We start from the raw sequence: 15,451 nt of genomic DNA, 5'->3' as shown, positions 1-15,451 counted from the left end.
GCCAGCTCCTATTCAGCAGCCACGCGCGCCGGCGCGGGCTTGAAATCTTCGGGGAAATGGGTGATCGAGCTCATCACCGGATAGGGCGTGAAGCCGCCCAGCGCGCAGAGCGATCCGAACTTCATCGTGTTGCAGAGATCGGTGACCAGTGCCAGGTTCTTCTCCGGCTCGATGCCGGCGGCAAGCCGGTCGATGGTCTCCACCCCGCGTATCGAGCCGATGCGGCAGGGCGTGCACTTGCCGCAGCTTTCGATGGCGCAGAACTCCATGGCAAAGCGCGCCTGCTTCAGCATGTCGGCCGTGTCGTCGAACACGGTGATGCCGGCATGGCCGATCAGTCCGTCGCGCTTCGCGAACTCTTCGTAGTCGAACGGCGTGTCGAACAGGCCGCGCGGGAAATAGGCGCCGAGCGGGCCGCCGACCTGCACCGCCTTCACCGGGCGACCAGTGGCCGTACCGCCGCCGATATCGTCGACGATCTCGCCCAGCGTCATGCCGAACGCCGCCTCGAACAGGCCGCCGAACTTGACGTTGCCGGCGATCTGTATCGGGATCGTGCCGCGCGAGCGGCCCATGCCGAAATCCTTGTAGAAGGCAGCACCCTTGTCCATGATGATGGGCACGGAGGCCAGGCTGATGACGTTGTTGATCACCGTCGGCTTGCCGAACAGACCCTGGATTGCCGGCAGCGGTGGCTTGGCTCGCACCACGCCGCGCTTGCCTTCAAGGCTGTTCAGCAGCGAAGTTTCCTCGCCGCAGACATAGGCGCCGGCGCCGACGCGGATTTCCATGTCGAAGGCGTTGGGCGAACCCAGCACGCTGACGCCGAGCACGCCTGCCTTGCGGGCGACCTCGACAGCCTTGTTCATGACAGCCACCGCATGCGGATATTCCGAGCGGATATAGACGAACCCCTTGGTCGCGCCGGTGGCGATGCCGGCAATCGTCATGCCTTCGATGAGCACGAAGGGGTCGCCCTCCATAATCATGCGGTCGGCAAAGGTGGCGCTGTCGCCCTCGTCGGCATTGCAGACGATGTATTTGCGGTCAGATGTCGTATCGAGCACCGTCTTCCACTTGATGCCGGTCGGGAAGCCGGCGCCGCCTCGGCCGCGCAAGCCCGATTCCGTGACCTGTTTGACGATGTCGAGCGGCGCCATGGCCACCGCGTTCTGCAGGCCCTTGAGCCCGCCCAGTGACTTGTAGGCATCGAGCGATAGCGGGTCGTTGATGCCGCAACGCGCAAAGGTCAGGCGCGTCTGCTTGGCCAGGAACGGGATTTTGTCGGGCGCGCCCAGCCAGCGCTTGTGATGCCCGCCGGTGAGAAAGCCGCTGTCGAACAGGCTCTTGACGTCCGATGGCTTGACCGGCCCGTAAGCGACGCGGCCCTTTTCGGTCGCGACCTCGACCATAGGTTCGAGGAAATAGGCGCCGCGCGAGCCGTTGCGGACGATCTTGGCCTCGACACCCCGTTCGGCCAGTTCCGCACGAACAGCCTTGGCGACTTTTTCGGCGCCGAGCGCCAGCGCGCCGGAGTCACCTGGAATGTAGATGCGCGGGATCATGAGCGTACCTCCGCGACGATCTCTTCGATCTTCTCGTCATCGAGCCGCCCGATCACCTCACCATCCAGCATCGCCGACGGTGAACAGGCGCACAGCCCGAGGCAATAGACAGGCTCAAGCGTAACCGATCCGTCGCGGGTGGTCTCATGGAAATCGATGCCGAGCAACTGCTTGACCTTTGCGGCGATCGCATCCGAACCCATCGACTGGCAGGCTTCCGCCTGGCAAAGCTTGAGCACATGCCGGCCAGCCGGCCGGGCACGGAAATCATGATAGAAGGTCACGACGCCATGCACTTCGGCCCTCGACAGGTTCAGCCCATCGGCGATGACGGGCACGGCGTCCTGCGGCACGTGGCCAAATTCTTCCTGGATCTCGTGCAGGATCGGCAGCAGGGGGCCTTCGAGGCCCTTCAACTCCTGGATGATCGCCGCCGTGCGCGACTGTATCTCGGTACTTGCAGGCTGCATCGTCACGCAGCGCCCTCCCTATCGTAGCGATCGATGCATATAATCGTCCAAAAGCATGAAGCAGTTTTGGAACAACGACATGCCTACGCCGCTTAATCGCTAAGTGCTTAAGAAATCAGAGAAAACCTTTGAAATCAATAAAGCGGTTTCGTTGCACGATAGAAAATTTCTATCGCGCTGATTGACCAGTTATGACTAGCTCAGCGATTGGCGCGGAAATCGTCTGCCAGCGCCATCGCCTCGTCCAGCAGCGCCTGCACCAGCGGCGTGTGCGGTTCGCGCGGCGCGGCGACCAGCCCGACAGTGTGGCTGGCATCCGGTTCGACGATCGGAATGGCCCGGATCGGTTCGGAAAAACCGAATGTTTCCGCCAGGTTGAGCGGCATGATCGACGACCATTTGCCTGTCCGTATGTGGGAGAACAGCACGATCATCGAGTTGGATTCCAGTGTCGGCCGCACCTGCACGCCGGCCTCGGCCAGATGCTGGTCGATGATGCGGCGGTTCTGCATGTCCGGCGTCAACAAGCAGAGCGGCAGCTGGCTGATTTCGGCCCATGTCACTTTGTCGCGATCCGAATAGGGATTTCCGACCGCCGTGATCAGCTGGTAGCGCTCGTCATAGAGCGGCACGCTCGTCACCCGTCCGAGAGGCTCGTTGTCGAGATAGGTGATGCCGGCATCGACGTCGAAATTGCCGAGCAGCGACAACACCTCGATCGAGGTGCGCGACAGGATAGAGAAGGTGACGCCCGGGTGCTTCTCGCGAAATGGCGTCGTCAGCCGCGCCACCATGGCGAGGGCGGTTGGGATGGCGGCAATACGGATACGCCCGGACAGGCCATGTCGCGCCGCCCGCATCTCTTCGCGCATGGTCCTGGAGTCGCCGACGATGCGACGCGCCCACACCAGCACCTGCTTGCCTTCCGGCGTCAGCCCCTGAAAGCGCGAACCGCGATTGACCAGCATGACGCCGAGCTGGCCCTCCAGCTGCTTGATCCCGGCCGACAAGGTCGGCTGCGTGACGCCGCACGCTTCCGCCGCCCGGCCGAAATGCTCCTCCTTGGCCAGCGTGATGAAGAATTCGAGCTTGTCGATCATACCATCCGTCCATTCGTTGCGCGCAAGGTCGGAGAAATTGCCTTTCGCCGCAAGCTCTACCCGCAATTGGCCATGCATCCACATCTTTGGGCCGGCTGGCTGTTTCCCCCGGCCGAACACGGCGCTATGTGGTTGGATGGAATACGAGGAGATCGGACATGCTGGGCTGGTTCCGCAAGCTTTTGCCGCGCGAAGATCGCTTCTTCGACCTCTTTGAACGGCATTCCCGCACCGTGGTCGGCGGCGCCGAGGCGCTGGAGCAGCTCCTGCAGGGCAAGGACATCGATCGTTGGTGCCAGAAGATCATCGATCTCGAGGACGAGGCCGATCATATCACGGCCGAAGTGCTGCTGGCGGTGCGGCGTTCCTTCATCACGCCCTTCGATCGCGGCGACATCAAGGACCTGATCCAGTCGATGGATGACGCCATCGACATGATGCACAAGACCGTCAAGACGGTGAAGCTGTTCGAAAAGAAGGAATTCGACCCGCTGATGCAGGAGATGGGTGGCGTCATCGTTGCCGCCTCCAAGCTGGTTGCCGAAGCGATCCCGCTGCTCAGCAAGGTCGGCACGCACACGGTACGCCTCAACGCCATCGCCGAAGAGGTCATGCGCGTCGAAAGCCGCGCCGACGATCTGCATGAGCAGGGATTGAAGGACCTGTTCAAGCGGCATGGCCGCAGCGATCCGATGGCCTACCTGATCGGCTCGGAGATCTACGGCCAGCTGGAGAAGGTGGTCGACCGCTTTGAGGACGTCGCCAACGAGATCAGCGGCATCGTCATCGAGAACGTTTAGGCAATGGAAGCCACCATCGCCTTTCCCGTGCTGATCGGCCTTGTCGCCGTCGCGCTGTTTTTCGATTTTCTCAACGGCCTGCACGATGCGGCGAACTCCATCGCCACCATCGTCTCCACCCGCGTGCTGAGACCACAATATGCGGTCCTGTGGGCGGCTTTCTTCAATTTCATCGCCTTCATGTTCTTCGGCCTTCACGTGGCTGAAACCGTGGGAAAAGGTATCGTCGACGTCAGCATCGTCACGCCGGCGGTGATCTTCTCGGCGCTCGTCGGCGCCATCGTCTGGAACATCGTCACCTGGATTGCCGGCATCCCGTCCAGCAGTTCGCATGCCCTGATCGGCGGGCTCGTCGGCGCCGGCGTTGCAAAGGCTGGGCCCGGCGCCATCGTCTGGACCGGGCTTGGCAAGACGGTCGCCGCAATCGTCGTGTCGCCGGCGACAGGGTTTGTTCTGGCGCTGGTCCTGATCCTGGCCGTTTCCTGGCTGTTCGTGCGCCAGACACCGTTCGCCGTCGACAGCACCTTCCGCGTCATGCAGTTCTTTTCGGCCTCGCTTTATTCGCTAGGGCACGGCGGCAACGACGCCCAGAAAACCATGGGCATCATCGCCGTGCTGCTCTATTCGCAAGGTATGCTCGGCGGGACGTTCTACGTGCCGCTGTGGGTCGTCCTCACCTGTCAGACAGCACTGGCGCTCGGCACTTTGTTCGGCGGCTGGCGCATCGTTCACACGATGGGCTCGAAGATCACCCGGCTGAATCCGATGCAGGGCTTCTGCGCCGAGACCGGCGGCGCCATCACCCTGTTTGCCGCCACCTGGCTCGGCGTCCCCGTGTCGACCACCCATACCATCACCGGGGCCATCATTGGTGTCGGCGCCGCCCGCCGCGTCTCGGCCGTGCGCTGGGGCATTGCCGGCAACATCGTCATCGCCTGGATCGTCACCTTGCCGGCCACGGCTGCAATTTCGGCGCTCACCTACCTTGCGGTTGGCCTGGCAAGGTGAGGCGGACACCGTGGTGCTTGGAGTCGCTGCCAATCTGCACTATCTGAGCCGCAGCCAAACGCCTTAGGGAATAATGCATGTCCGTCACCAAGGAAATCGTCACCGAGCGTCTAAAGACGGTCAACGGGCCGGACTTCACCGGCAACATCGTCGACCTCGGCATGGTTTCGGAGATTTTCATCGCCGATTCGAAAGTGTTTTTCTCGATCACCGTTCCCGCCGCCCGCGCACAGGAGATGGAGCCGCTGCGCGCTGCAGCCGAGCGTGTCGTCAAGGCGATCCCTGGTGTCGCCGGCGCCGTCGTCGCGCTGACGGCGGAGAAGAAGGGCGGCGGCATGGAGGCTCCGGTTGCGTCGCGCCCCGCGCCCAGGCCGGCACCGACGGCCGCGCCCGCCGCGCCGCGCCCAGCTCCACACTCCCCAGCCCCGCACGCCCCGGCCTCGCAAAGCTCGGGCAAGCGCGGCGTGCCCGGCATCGAGGCGATCATCGCGGTGGCGTCCGGCAAGGGCGGCGTCGGCAAGTCGACCACCGCTGTCAACATCGCGCTTGGCCTCGCCGCCAACGGTTTGCGTGTCGGCGTGCTCGATGCCGATATTTATGGCCCGTCCATGCCCAGGCTGCTCAACATCCATGGCCGGCCACAGACCGTCGACGGCAAGATCCTGAAACCGATGGAGAATTACGGCCTTAAGGTGATGTCGATGGGCTTCCTCGTCGACGAGGAGACGCCGATGATCTGGCGCGGTCCGATGGTGATGTCGGCGCTGACGCAGATGCTGCGCGAGGTCGAATGGGGCCGCCTCGACGTGCTCGTCGTCGACATGCCGCCCGGCACCGGCGACGCCCAGTTGACCATGGCCCAGCAGGTGCCGCTGGCCGGCGCCGTCATCGTCTCGACGCCGCAGGACCTGGCGCTGATCGACGCCCGCAAAGGATTGAATATGTTCAAGAAGGTCGACGTGCCGCTGCTCGGCATCGTGGAGAACATGAGCTATTTCATCGCCCCCGATACCGGCAAGCGCTACGACATCTTTGGCCATGGCGGGGCGCGGCGCGAGGCCGAGCGACTCGGCGTGACCTTCCTCGGCGAAGTGCCGCTGGAAATGGGCATTCGCGAAAGTTCTGATGAAGGTGCTCCGGTGGTGGCGTCGAAGCCAGACAGCGCCGAGGCGAAGATCTATCGCGGCATTGCTTCGAAGGTCTGGGACCGGGTCAACGAAGAACGCGGCGCGGCCGAAGCGGCGGTGCCGAACATCGTGTTCGAGTAGCTCGGATATCCCTTCCCCTTGAGGGGAGAGTGGCCCGAAGGGCCGGGTGGGGTCCGCGGTGACACGCTCGACGCTATTTCTTTACAAGTCGAGGCAGCTCAACTCACGTTGAGGCAGTTGAGGCGACCCCACCCGCCTCGCTTCACGAGGCACCCTCCCCTCAAGGGGGAGGGGAGCCCACCTTCTCGCCAAAGCTTGAAAAGAACTGCCCGGCCAGCTTCTTCGAAGTCGATTCGATCAGCCGGCTGCCGAGTTGGGCGATCTTGCCGCCGACTTCGGCCTTGGCCGCGTATTTGAGGACCGTCGCATCCGGCCCGTCCGCCGTCAGCTTCACGTCGGCGCCACCCTTCGCGAAGCCGGCAATACCGCCCTTGCCCTCGCCCTGGATGGTGTAGGAGTGCGGCGGCTTCAGGTTCTTCAACGTCACCTCGCCGTTGAATGTCGCCTTGATCGGTCCGATCTTCAACACCACCGTCGCCGCCATTTCGGTCGGCGATTTCATCTCCAGGTGCTGGCAGCCGGGAATGGTCGCCTGCAAAACCTTCGGATCGTTCAGCGCGTCCCACACTTTCTGCAGGGGGGCGGCAATGCGTTCCTCGCCTTCGATCACCAAAGCCATCGACACCTCCCGGACAGACTTCGAAGGCCTAACGCACGGTCTGGTCTGTGTCTATCGCACCAAAGTCCGGTTGCGACGGTGCGCCCTCTTGCCTGCTTCCGCGCGTTGCCATATCGATTTGTCTTACAAATACGGAGACCATGATGGCAGGCGCCCCCACCGGAAAGAAGAAATTTCGCTCGCAGGAGTGGTTCGACAATCCCGACAATCCAGGCATGACCGCGCTCTACCTCGAGCGCTACCTGAACTACGGCCTGACGCGGGCCGAGTTGATGTCGGGCAAGCCGCTGATCGGCATCGCCCAGACCGGCTCGGATCTGTCGCCGTGCAACCGCCACCATATCGAACTCGCCAAGCGCGTGCGCGAAGGCATCGTCTCGATGGGCGGCATCCCCTTCGAATTCCCGTGCCATCCGATCCAGGAGACCGGCAAGCGCCCGACCGCGGCACTCGACCGCAACCTTGCCTATCTCGGCCTGGTCGAAGTGCTTTACGGCTATCCGCTCGACGGCGTCGTGCTGACCATCGGCTGCGACAAAACCACGCCGGCGCTGCTGATGGCGGCGGCCACCGTCAATATTCCGGCCATAGCACTTTCGGTCGGACCGATGCTCAATGGCTGGCACAAAGGCAAGCGCACGGGATCCGGCACCATCGTCTGGGAATCGCGCCAGCGGCTCTCCGCCGGCGAGATCGACTATGACGAGTTTATGGACATCGTCGCCTCATCGGCGCCGTCGACCGGCTATTGCAACACCATGGGCACCGCCACCACGATGAACTCGCTGGCCGAGGCGCTCGGCATGCAATTGCCGGGCTCGGCTGCCATCCCGGCGCCCTATCGCGAGCGCGGCCAGATCTCCTATGAGACGGGCAAGCGCATCGTCGAGATGGTGCATGAGGATCTGAAGCCGTCCGACATCATGACGCGCAAGGCCTTCGAGAACGCCATTGTCGTCAATTCGGCGATAGGCGGCTCGACCAACGCGCCGATCCACCTCAACGCGATTGCCCGCCATCTCGGCGTGCCACTCACCAATGACGACTGGCAGACGGTCGGCCTCCATGTGCCGCTCATCGTCAATCTGCAGCCATCGGGCGAATATCTCGGCGAGGACTATCACCATGCCGGCGGCGTGCCGGCTGTGGTGGCCGAACTGATGAAGGCCAAGCTGCTGCCTTATCCCGAAGCGATGACCGTCAACGGGAAATCGATCGGCGACAATTGCAAGGATGTCGCCAACGAGAACACCGACGTCATCCGCACCGTCGCCGAGCCGCTGAAGGCCAATGCCGGCTTCATCAATCTCAGCGGCAATCTGTTCGATTCCGCAATCATGAAGATGAGCGGCATCTCGCCGGAATTCCGCGAACGCTATCTCTCCAACCCGAACGACCCGGAAGCCTTCGAGGGCAACGCCATGGTCTTCGATGGTCCCGAGGACTACCACGCCCGCATCGACGATCCGGCGCAAGGCATCGACGAGCACACCATCCTGTTCATGCGCGGCGCCGGCCCGATCGGCTATCCCGGCGGCGCCGAGGTCGTCAACATGCAGCCGCCGGCCTATCTCATCAAGAAGGGCATTCACGCGCTGGCCTGCATCGGCGATGGCCGCCAGTCGGGCACATCCGGCTCGCCGTCTATCCTCAACGCTTCGCCGGAAGCCGCCATTGGCGGCGGCCTGGCGCTGCTCAAGACCGGCGACCGTGTGCGCATCGACTTACGCAAAGGCACTGCCAACATCCTCGTCTCCGACGAGGAAATCACGCGCCGCCGTGCCGAACTGCAGGACGATGGCGGCTATCACTATCCCAAGCACCAGACGCCATGGCAGGAAATCCAGCGCTCCATGGTCGACCAGTTCTCGGAGGGCATGGTGCTGAAGCCGGCGGTGAAATACCAGGACGTCGCCCATACCAGCGGCGTGCCGAGGGACAACCACTAAGCGTTGCAAGTTTGGTGAAATCGAAGGCGGCTTGCCATCGGGCAGGCCGCCTTTTCTCATGGCAACGCTCTTGTATCGATTGGGCCAAGTCTACAGATACGTCGTCTCGATAGGTCCTGCACGAGGGATAACACCCATCAATGACGAAGCGGCGCTCTTCCCTCGGTTTCCTCGGCATGTTCGGCCGCTCCGGCGATTTGCGGGAACTCGACACCGCGCTGCGCGGCGCCGATCTGCATCCGGCGCTTGTCCCTGAGGGGGTAAAGCTCACCATCGTCAATTTGATGAAGGATTATTGGCCGGACGAGCCGCCGCCGGACGCCTACCGGTCCGTGGCGCAGCTGTTTGGCTATTGCATCGCGGGCCCACAAACCTTCGAGCAGGCCAATGGGCCGGAGCGGCGGCTGGACGCTGAACGCCGCATCGAGGCTGCGCTTGAAACCGGCGACAGCCTGGATGCCCAGATCGTGTTGATGGCGCTGCATGGCAAGCTGATCAGCGCCGAAGTGGTCGAGCGCTTTGGGTTAAGTGCGGACTGACCTACGTAAGGGGAAGCTTACCCGCCCATGCCGCTGCGTGGCAGCTTGATCATCTCGCCGAAGCGGGCGCGCAATTTGTCGTCGAGCAGCTTCGGCACATGGCGCGGGAAGCGCTCGGCAAGCACGCGCTTCTTTTCGATGATCGCCCGCTGCAAGATGTCGGGCCGGCCCTTCTCGTTCCATTCCTTGGGCGAAAAGCGGTCGCCGACGGCCGGATAAAAATACTCGGTCTGCATCAGGCGCAGCGTCTGCTCGTTGCCGAGATAGTGGCCTGGGCCATTCATGCAGACTTCGGTGATGGTGTCGATCGACAGCGCTTCGTCGGTCACTTCGATGCCCCGCACGCAGCGCAGGCAGTGGCCCAGCATGTCATTGTCTATGATCAGGCTCTCCAGGCAAAAGCCGAGCAGCGAGGCGTGCATGCCCGCCGATTCATAGACCAGATTGAGGCCGGCAAGGCCGGCCATCACATCGGTGATCCCCTTTTCATAGCCGGACTGGATGTCGGGCAGTTTCGAATCCGTCATGCCGGCGGCCGAACCGCCCGGCAGATCGTAGAACTGCGCCATCTGCGCACAGGCCGAAGTCAGCACTGCCTGCTCGGCCGAGCCGCCCGACATCGCACCGGTCCTGAGGTCGGAGACGAACGGCCATGTGCCGAAGATCGCCGGGTGCCCGGGCTTAATGGCGTTGACGTAGATGAGGCCGACAAGCACTTCGGCCACCGCTTGCACCACAGCGCCGGCAATTGCCGCCGGAGCGGTGGCGCCGGCCTGGCCGGCCGATAGCAGCAGGATCGGGATGCCGCCTTCGACACAGGCTTCGAGCACGCCGCAGGCGTCCTCGGCAAACTTCATCGGCGGCACGACGAAGCAATTGGAGTTCGACACGAACGGCCGGGCGCGGAAATTCTCCTCGCCGCCGGCGATCGCATAAAGCATTTCCAGCGCCGGCTGCACGTTCTCGCGCACCGTAAACGAGGTGCCGACATGCTTCGACGTCCCCATCACGCAGGCGTAGAGCGTGTTGAAGTCCATTTCGAGCGGATCGGGAATGTCGCGCGGCACCATGGGCCGCTGGAAGAAATGGATGTTGTCGAGCCCTTCGACGAGGCGGGCGGCGTCGTAAATGTCCTGCACCAGCGACTCTCGGTATTCGCGCTTTTCGACATCGACCAGATGCACCGCCGCACCCGCCGTGCCGTAATGCACGCGCTTGCCCTGGATCAGCATGTCATGCCTGGGGTCTTGGCCGTGCAGCGTAAAATTTCGCGCGGCTCGTCTGATCGTGTCCATCACAAGCCCACGTGGGAAACGGACGCGGCCGTCATCGCCATAGACGGCGCCGACCCCGGTCAGAGCCTCGATGCAGGAGGGAATGGCATTGGCGAAGCCGACGGTCTCCAGTAGCGTCAGCACCGCTTCATGGATGCGTTCCTGGTCGTTCTGGTTGAGCGGCCCGTAGCTGCCGCCTTCGAGGCCGGCGCGCACCGGCCGGATATCGTCGGCAAGCGGTGCGGCCCGCATGGCGCGGCGCGCTTCGCGCCCGCCGGATCGGCGCGAACGCTGGTCGGCTGATGCATCTTTAGGAGCCGCATCCTGCTTCTCAACAGCCACTGACATGGGGGGCACTCCACCTTTAGCTTGCGAAACACGACGCGATGATTGGTCCACCGTCGGCTTGCTTCGTCCCTCTGTCAGCCGACTATGCCGTTGCCATTGGCCCAGCCTATGGGCCAGTCAACGCAGCCGAGTATGCCAGAGAGCTAGTGCAGAATGTTGGTGATCATGCCTAGGGCCGGGGCTGTTCAAAGCCCCGGCACAGGCAAATCAGGCTGCAGCGGGCCTGCGTCCGGCGGCGGTCGCGAGCTCGCGAATACCCGGCTCGATGTGCTGCAGTGCGATCGAGGAAATGCCCAAGCGCATGAAACGCGACGGCTTTTCGGTGCGATCGAAGAAGCGGTCGCCCGGCTCGATGATGACGCTGCGCGAGGCCGCGGCCTCGGCCAGTCCACGTGAATCGGTGCCGCGCGGGCCTTCCAGCCAGAGCGATGTGCCGCCGGCCGAATCGGTCGAGCGCCATTCCGGCAGGAATGCGGAAATCGCATGGACCAGACGCTTGCGCCGCTCGTCGAAGGCCGACGACAGCCGCCGCACCAGCGCCTCGTGATGGCCGAGCGACAGGAACAGCGCTACCGCGCGCTGGTTGTTGGCCGGCGGGTGCCTGAGCATGAAGCGGCGCAGCGCCCTAAGCTCGGAGATTAGTCCAGCCGAAGCGACGATGTAGCCAAGCCGCAGGCCCGGAGCCAGCGTCTTCGACATCGAGCCGACATAGACGACGCGACCCGAGCGATCGAGGCTCTTCAGCGCCTGCTGCGGCGCCTCGTCGAGAAGCTGGCTGTCATAGCCGTCCTCGATGATGATCTGGTTGTGGCGGTTGGCGCGCGCCAGAAGGTCCTGCCGCCGCTCTGCCGACAGCGGCACCATGGTCGGGCAATGGTGGCTGGGGGTGACGAAGACAAAGCCGGAATCGTTGGGGATGGACGAGGTGACGATGCCGGACTGATCGACCGGAACCGGCTGGATTTCGGCGCCTGCCAGGCGGAAGATCGAGCGCGCGTCGGGGTATCCCGGGTCTTCCATCGCGACCTTGGAGCCCTTTGTCATCAGCAGTGTCGCCAGCATATAGAGCGCGTTCTGGGCGCCCAGCGTAACGATGATCTCGTCCGGATTGGCGAAGATGCCGCGCCGCGGCAACAGCCGCGCCTGGATCTGCTCGATCAAGAGCGGATCGTCGCGATCGACCATGTCGGAGGCCCAGTTGCGGATTTCGAGCACGGCCAGCGCCATGCGGTTGCACTCACGCCACTCGGCTGTCGGGAACAGCGCCGGGTCGAACTGGCCGTAGACGAAGGGGTAGGAGGACTTGATCCAGTTGTCGTGCTTGGCCGGTGGCGGCATGTCGCTGGCGGCGATCTGCCTTCGTGCCTTCCAGTCGATCTCGTTTTGCTGGTCCGGCGCCTTCTGGTGCGGCTTGGCGGGGGTGGCCAGCACATCCGGATTGACGAAATGGCCGCGCCGTTCGCGCGCCACCAGGAAACCTTGGTCGACCAATTGCTGGAACGCCAGCACCACAGTGCCGCGTGCGACGCCGAGTTTTTCAGCCAGGATGCGGCAGGACGGAAGCGGCATCGAAGCGGCGATCTGCCGGTCGAGAATGGCGGCGACGATCGCCTGACGGATCTGCGCCTGCAGGGTCTGGCCCGATTCCGCCGAAATCCGGAACAGGCCGGACCATATGGCCGTGTCGTTACGCTGTGGCATGGAAGGTGTTCCTCGATGGCCAGTCTTTTTTGCTTGGCTGGACCAGCGGAAGGTAACCGTGGCACAAGGGGTTGCGCCAATCAATTTTTCTGATCGCTGGGATTTATGCCAGTGATCTATGCGCGACGCGCAGCGTCGTCGCATCCCCGGGTGACGCTTGCGTCATCCCGCAGCGCGGACGCCCGCGCGATGCGAAGCGTCGTCGCGCCTCATTATCCCCAGCGCGACGCGCAGCGTCGTCGCTACTCCCATCAAATCATCCAGCGCGGCGCGCAGCGTCATAGCTCCATCACATCGCACTATGCTGCACTGCGTCATCCCCACGCATTGAAACATGCGGAATTCGGCTCAATAAGATCAGCGCGACGACACGCGCCGGAAACATCCGGTCTGATAAGATGTCGTGAAAAACGATCAGGAGCCGAAAGTGGATCATTCCTCCTTCGACAAACAGCTTGTCGCCTTGCGTGCTGCGCGCGCGGCGGCATCGGGTACGATGCGCGAGGCTTTTGCCGCCGACCCCAAGCGCTTCGAGACGTTCTCGGCCAGCGACGGCGACCTTTTGCTCGACTGGTCGAAATGCGCGGTCGACCAGGGCACGATGGAACTGCTCGAGAAGCTCGCCGCCGCCGCCGATCTCGAAGGTCGCCGCGCCGCAATGTTTTCCGGCAAGAAAATCAACATCACCGAAGACCGCGCCGTGCTGCACACGGCGCTGCGCAACCTCTCGGGCAAGGGCGTCGCCGTCGATGGCCAGGACGTCAAGGCGGATGTGCTGTCCGTGCTCGACGCCATGGGCGCTTTCGCCGACGCCATTCGCTCCGGCAAGGCCGCCGGCGCCACCGGCAAGAAAATCACCGACATTGTCAACATCGGCATTGGCGGCTCCGATCTCGGCCCGGCCATGGCGACGCTGGCGCTGGCGCCCTATCACGACGGCCCGCGCGCGCACTACGTCTCCAACATCGACGGCGCCCATATCCACGACACGCTGAAGGGCCTGTCGGCCGAAACCACCCTGTTCATCATCGCCTCGAAGACCTTCACCACGGTCGAGACGATGACCAATGCCGAGACGGCGCGCGAATGGGTGCAGAAGGCGCTCGGCAAGGAAGCTGTCGGCAAGCATTTCGCCGCCGTCTCGACCGCGCTCGACCTGGTTTCCAAGTTCGGCATCGAAGCGGATCGCGTGTTCGGCTTCTGGGACTGGGTCGGCGGCCGCTATTCGCTGTGGGGCGCCATCGGCCTGCCGGTGATGATCGCCATCGGCCCGCGCAACTTCCGCGCCTTCCTCGATGGCGCGCATGAGATGGACGAGCACTTCCGCACCGCACCCCTGCAGAAGAACCTGCCGGCGCTGCTGGGGCTGGTCGGCTGGTGGCATCGCGTGATCTGCGGTTATCCGGCGCGTGCGGTCATCCCTTATGACCAGCGCCTTTCCAGGCTGCCGGCCTATCTGCAGCAGCTCGACATGGAATCGAACGGCAAGGGCGTCACCCTCGACGGCACGCCGGTGACGACGCCGACCGGACCGCTGGTCTGGGGCGAGCCCGGCACCAATGGCCAGCACGCCTTCTTCCAGCTGCTGCACCAGGGCACCGATTCCATCCCGGTCGAGTTCCTTGCCGCTGCCGTCGGCCATGAGCCGGATCTGAAGCACCAGCACGATCTACTGCTTGCCAATTGCCTGGCCCAATCGGAAGCGTTGATGAAGGGCCGCACGCTGGACGAGGCTCGCGCGCAGATGCTGGCCAAGGGCATGAAGCCGGCCGATGTCGACAGAATAGCCCCGCACCGCGTCTTCTCCGGCAACCGCCCCTCGGTGACGATCCTCTACCGCAAGCTCGACCCGCGCACCTTCGGCCGGCTGATCGCGCTTTACGAGCACCGCGTCTTCGTCGAAGGCACTCTGTTCAACATCAATTCCTTCGACCAATGGGGCGTCGAGCTCGGCAAGGAGCTGGCGACCGGCCTGTTGCCAGTCGTGGAAGGCAAGGAGAGCGCCGCCAAGCGCGACGCATCGACGGCCGGGCTGGTGGCGCGCATCCAGCAACTGCGGGGGGCGCAATGAAAAATCCGGCCGACATCAAGGGCATATTGTTCGACAAGGACGGCACGCTTGTCGATTTCAACGCGACCTGGCTCGGCATCGCCGATTTCATGGCCATGGATGCTGCCGAGGGCGATCGCTGGAAAGCCGACAGGCTGCTTTCAGCGGCGGGCTTCGATTTTGTCGCCAAGCGTTTCAAGCCGGATTCCATCTTCGCCTCGGGCACCAACATGGATGTCGTCGAACTATGGTTCCCGCGCCTGTCCGACGAGGACCAGATGCTGGCCGTCGCCCGCTTCAACGAGATCACCTCGGTGCAAGGCTCATCGATGGCGGTGGCCTTGCCCGGCATCGTCGCGGCGCTGACGGCTCTGCACAAGCGATCCTACCGGCTCGGCGTCGCCACCAATGATTCGACTGCCGGTGCCGAAAAGACCATGGTCACGCTCGGCGTCGCGCAGCTGTTCACCGCCGCCTATGGCTATGACGCGGTCGCCAATCCGAAACCGGCGCCGGACACGATCGTCGCCTTTTGCGACCTGACCGGGTTGAAGGCGTCCGAGATCGCCATGGTCGGCGACAACCGCCACGACCTGGAGATGGCGCGTGCCGGCGGCTGCGGCCTGGCGGTCGGCGTGCTCTCCGGCACCGGCACGCGGGAATCGCTGGCGTCGATCGCCGATGTCGTTCTGGATTCGGTTGCCGACTTGCCGGACTTTCTGTCGGCGCGGGTCAAGGAGACGGTCTGACGGGGGCCTGG

At 63.6% G+C, this 15,451-nt stretch carries 13 protein-coding genes; 7 read left to right on the top strand and 6 right to left on the bottom strand.

The features are described 5' to 3' along the window. Positions 1-8 precede the first annotated feature (8 nt). The 3 genes from NLY42_RS03725 to NLY42_RS03715 form a co-directional block, all read right to left on the bottom strand. A complete protein-coding gene (locus NLY42_RS03725) occupies positions 9-1,565 on the bottom strand; it encodes a formate dehydrogenase beta subunit (protein WP_023673426.1) in 1,557 nt (518 codons plus the stop codon). Further along, positions 1,562-2,041, bottom strand: a complete 480-nt coding sequence (locus tag NLY42_RS03720; protein WP_023738147.1) for a formate dehydrogenase subunit gamma — start codon at positions 2,039-2,041, stop codon at positions 1,562-1,564. The genes NLY42_RS03725 and NLY42_RS03720 overlap by 4 nt, the downstream gene beginning before the upstream one ends. Before the next feature lie 194 nt (positions 2,042-2,235). Next, positions 2,236-3,135, bottom strand: coding sequence for a LysR family transcriptional regulator (locus NLY42_RS03715; protein WP_031204308.1), 900 nt, complete (start codon positions 3,133-3,135; stop codon positions 2,236-2,238). Between the two features lie 158 nt (positions 3,136-3,293). Between NLY42_RS03715 and NLY42_RS03710 the strand changes: the two genes are divergently transcribed. The 3 genes from NLY42_RS03710 (at position 3,294) to NLY42_RS03700 (ending at position 6,211) form a co-directional block, all read left to right on the top strand. Beyond that, on the top strand, positions 3,294-3,935 hold the full coding sequence (locus tag NLY42_RS03710) for a DUF47 domain-containing protein (protein ID WP_023755757.1): 642 nt from the start codon (positions 3,294-3,296) through the stop codon (positions 3,933-3,935). A 3-nt stretch (positions 3,936-3,938) separates the two neighbouring features. After that, positions 3,939-4,943: an inorganic phosphate transporter gene (locus NLY42_RS03705; protein WP_023688789.1), complete on the top strand. Its 1,005-nt coding sequence runs from the start codon at positions 3,939-3,941 to the stop codon at positions 4,941-4,943. Between the two features lie 77 nt (positions 4,944-5,020). After that, the gene (locus NLY42_RS03700) at positions 5,021-6,211 is read left to right on the top strand and encodes an Mrp/NBP35 family ATP-binding protein (protein WP_027049316.1); all 1,191 of its coding nucleotides are present in this window, start codon (positions 5,021-5,023) and stop codon (positions 6,209-6,211) included. Positions 6,212-6,371: 160 nt separating this feature from the next. On the opposite strand, the gene NLY42_RS03695 is transcribed toward NLY42_RS03700, so the two are convergent. Further along, positions 6,372-6,830: an SRPBCC family protein gene (locus NLY42_RS03695; RefSeq protein WP_023755191.1), complete on the bottom strand. Its 459-nt coding sequence runs from the start codon at positions 6,828-6,830 to the stop codon at positions 6,372-6,374. A gap of 143 nt (positions 6,831-6,973) precedes the next feature. Between NLY42_RS03695 and NLY42_RS03690 the strand changes: the two genes are divergently transcribed. Together NLY42_RS03690 and NLY42_RS03685 are read left to right on the top strand one after the other, a co-directional pair. Beyond that, a complete protein-coding gene (locus NLY42_RS03690; protein ID WP_023755190.1) occupies positions 6,974-8,779 on the top strand; it encodes an IlvD/Edd family dehydratase in 1,806 nt (601 codons plus the stop codon). A 140-nt stretch (positions 8,780-8,919) separates the two neighbouring features. Beyond that, positions 8,920-9,318 carry a hypothetical protein gene (locus tag NLY42_RS03685; protein ID WP_023755189.1) on the top strand — a complete coding sequence of 133 codons (399 nt, stop codon included), beginning with the start codon at positions 8,920-8,922 and terminating at the stop codon, positions 9,316-9,318. A gap of 17 nt (positions 9,319-9,335) precedes the next feature. On the opposite strand, the gene NLY42_RS03680 is transcribed toward NLY42_RS03685, so the two are convergent. Both NLY42_RS03680 and pdxR read right to left on the bottom strand, forming a co-directional pair. Further along, positions 9,336-10,940, bottom strand: coding sequence for a trimethylamine methyltransferase family protein (locus NLY42_RS03680; RefSeq protein WP_023755188.1), 1,605 nt, complete (start codon positions 10,938-10,940; stop codon positions 9,336-9,338). Positions 10,941-11,147: 207 nt separating this feature from the next. Continuing rightward, positions 11,148-12,641, bottom strand: coding sequence for a MocR-like pyridoxine biosynthesis transcription factor PdxR (gene pdxR / locus NLY42_RS03675; RefSeq protein WP_023669484.1), 1,494 nt, complete (start codon positions 12,639-12,641; stop codon positions 11,148-11,150). A gap of 427 nt (positions 12,642-13,068) precedes the next feature. On the opposite strand from pdxR, the gene pgi reads away from it, so the two are divergent. Beyond that, positions 13,069-14,712: a glucose-6-phosphate isomerase gene (gene pgi / locus NLY42_RS03670; RefSeq protein ID WP_023755187.1), complete on the top strand. Its 1,644-nt coding sequence runs from the start codon at positions 13,069-13,071 to the stop codon at positions 14,710-14,712. Then, positions 14,709-15,440, top strand: coding sequence for an HAD family hydrolase (locus NLY42_RS03665; RefSeq protein WP_023688783.1), 732 nt, complete (start codon positions 14,709-14,711; stop codon positions 15,438-15,440). Before pgi ends, NLY42_RS03665 begins: the two co-directional genes overlap by 4 nt. Positions 15,441-15,451 lie beyond the last annotated feature (11 nt).

The organism is Mesorhizobium sp. C372A (assembly GCF_030323245.1).
GTDB lineage: Bacteria > Pseudomonadota > Alphaproteobacteria > Rhizobiales > Rhizobiaceae > Mesorhizobium.
Note: the sequence above shows the minus strand (reverse complement) of the source record. Positions and strands in the feature narration are given on the sequence as shown.

What these genes read in the sequence shown, in the direction of transcription:
- NLY42_RS03725 (WP_023673426.1), bottom strand. Translation starts at nt 1,565, where the DNA reads ATGATCCCGCGCATCTACATTCCAGGTGACTCCGGCGCGCTGGCGCTC.
- NLY42_RS03715 (WP_031204308.1), bottom strand. Translation starts at nt 3,135, where the DNA reads ATGATCGACAAGCTCGAATTCTTCATCACGCTGGCCAAGGAGGAGCAT.
- NLY42_RS03710 (WP_023755757.1), top strand. Translation starts at nt 3,294, where the DNA reads ATGCTGGGCTGGTTCCGCAAGCTTTTGCCGCGCGAAGATCGCTTCTTC.
- NLY42_RS03705 (WP_023688789.1), top strand. Translation starts at nt 3,939, where the DNA reads ATGGAAGCCACCATCGCCTTTCCCGTGCTGATCGGCCTTGTCGCCGTC.
- NLY42_RS03700 (WP_027049316.1), top strand. Translation starts at nt 5,021, where the DNA reads ATGTCCGTCACCAAGGAAATCGTCACCGAGCGTCTAAAGACGGTCAAC.
- NLY42_RS03695 (WP_023755191.1), bottom strand. Translation starts at nt 6,830, where the DNA reads ATGGCTTTGGTGATCGAAGGCGAGGAACGCATTGCCGCCCCCCTGCAG.
- NLY42_RS03690 (WP_023755190.1), top strand. Translation starts at nt 6,974, where the DNA reads ATGGCAGGCGCCCCCACCGGAAAGAAGAAATTTCGCTCGCAGGAGTGG.
- NLY42_RS03685 (WP_023755189.1), top strand. Translation starts at nt 8,920, where the DNA reads ATGACGAAGCGGCGCTCTTCCCTCGGTTTCCTCGGCATGTTCGGCCGC.
- NLY42_RS03680 (WP_023755188.1), bottom strand. Translation starts at nt 10,940, where the DNA reads ATGTCAGTGGCTGTTGAGAAGCAGGATGCGGCTCCTAAAGATGCATCA.
- pdxR (WP_023669484.1), bottom strand. Translation starts at nt 12,641, where the DNA reads ATGCCACAGCGTAACGACACGGCCATATGGTCCGGCCTGTTCCGGATT.
- NLY42_RS03665 (WP_023688783.1), top strand. Translation starts at nt 14,709, where the DNA reads ATGAAAAATCCGGCCGACATCAAGGGCATATTGTTCGACAAGGACGGC.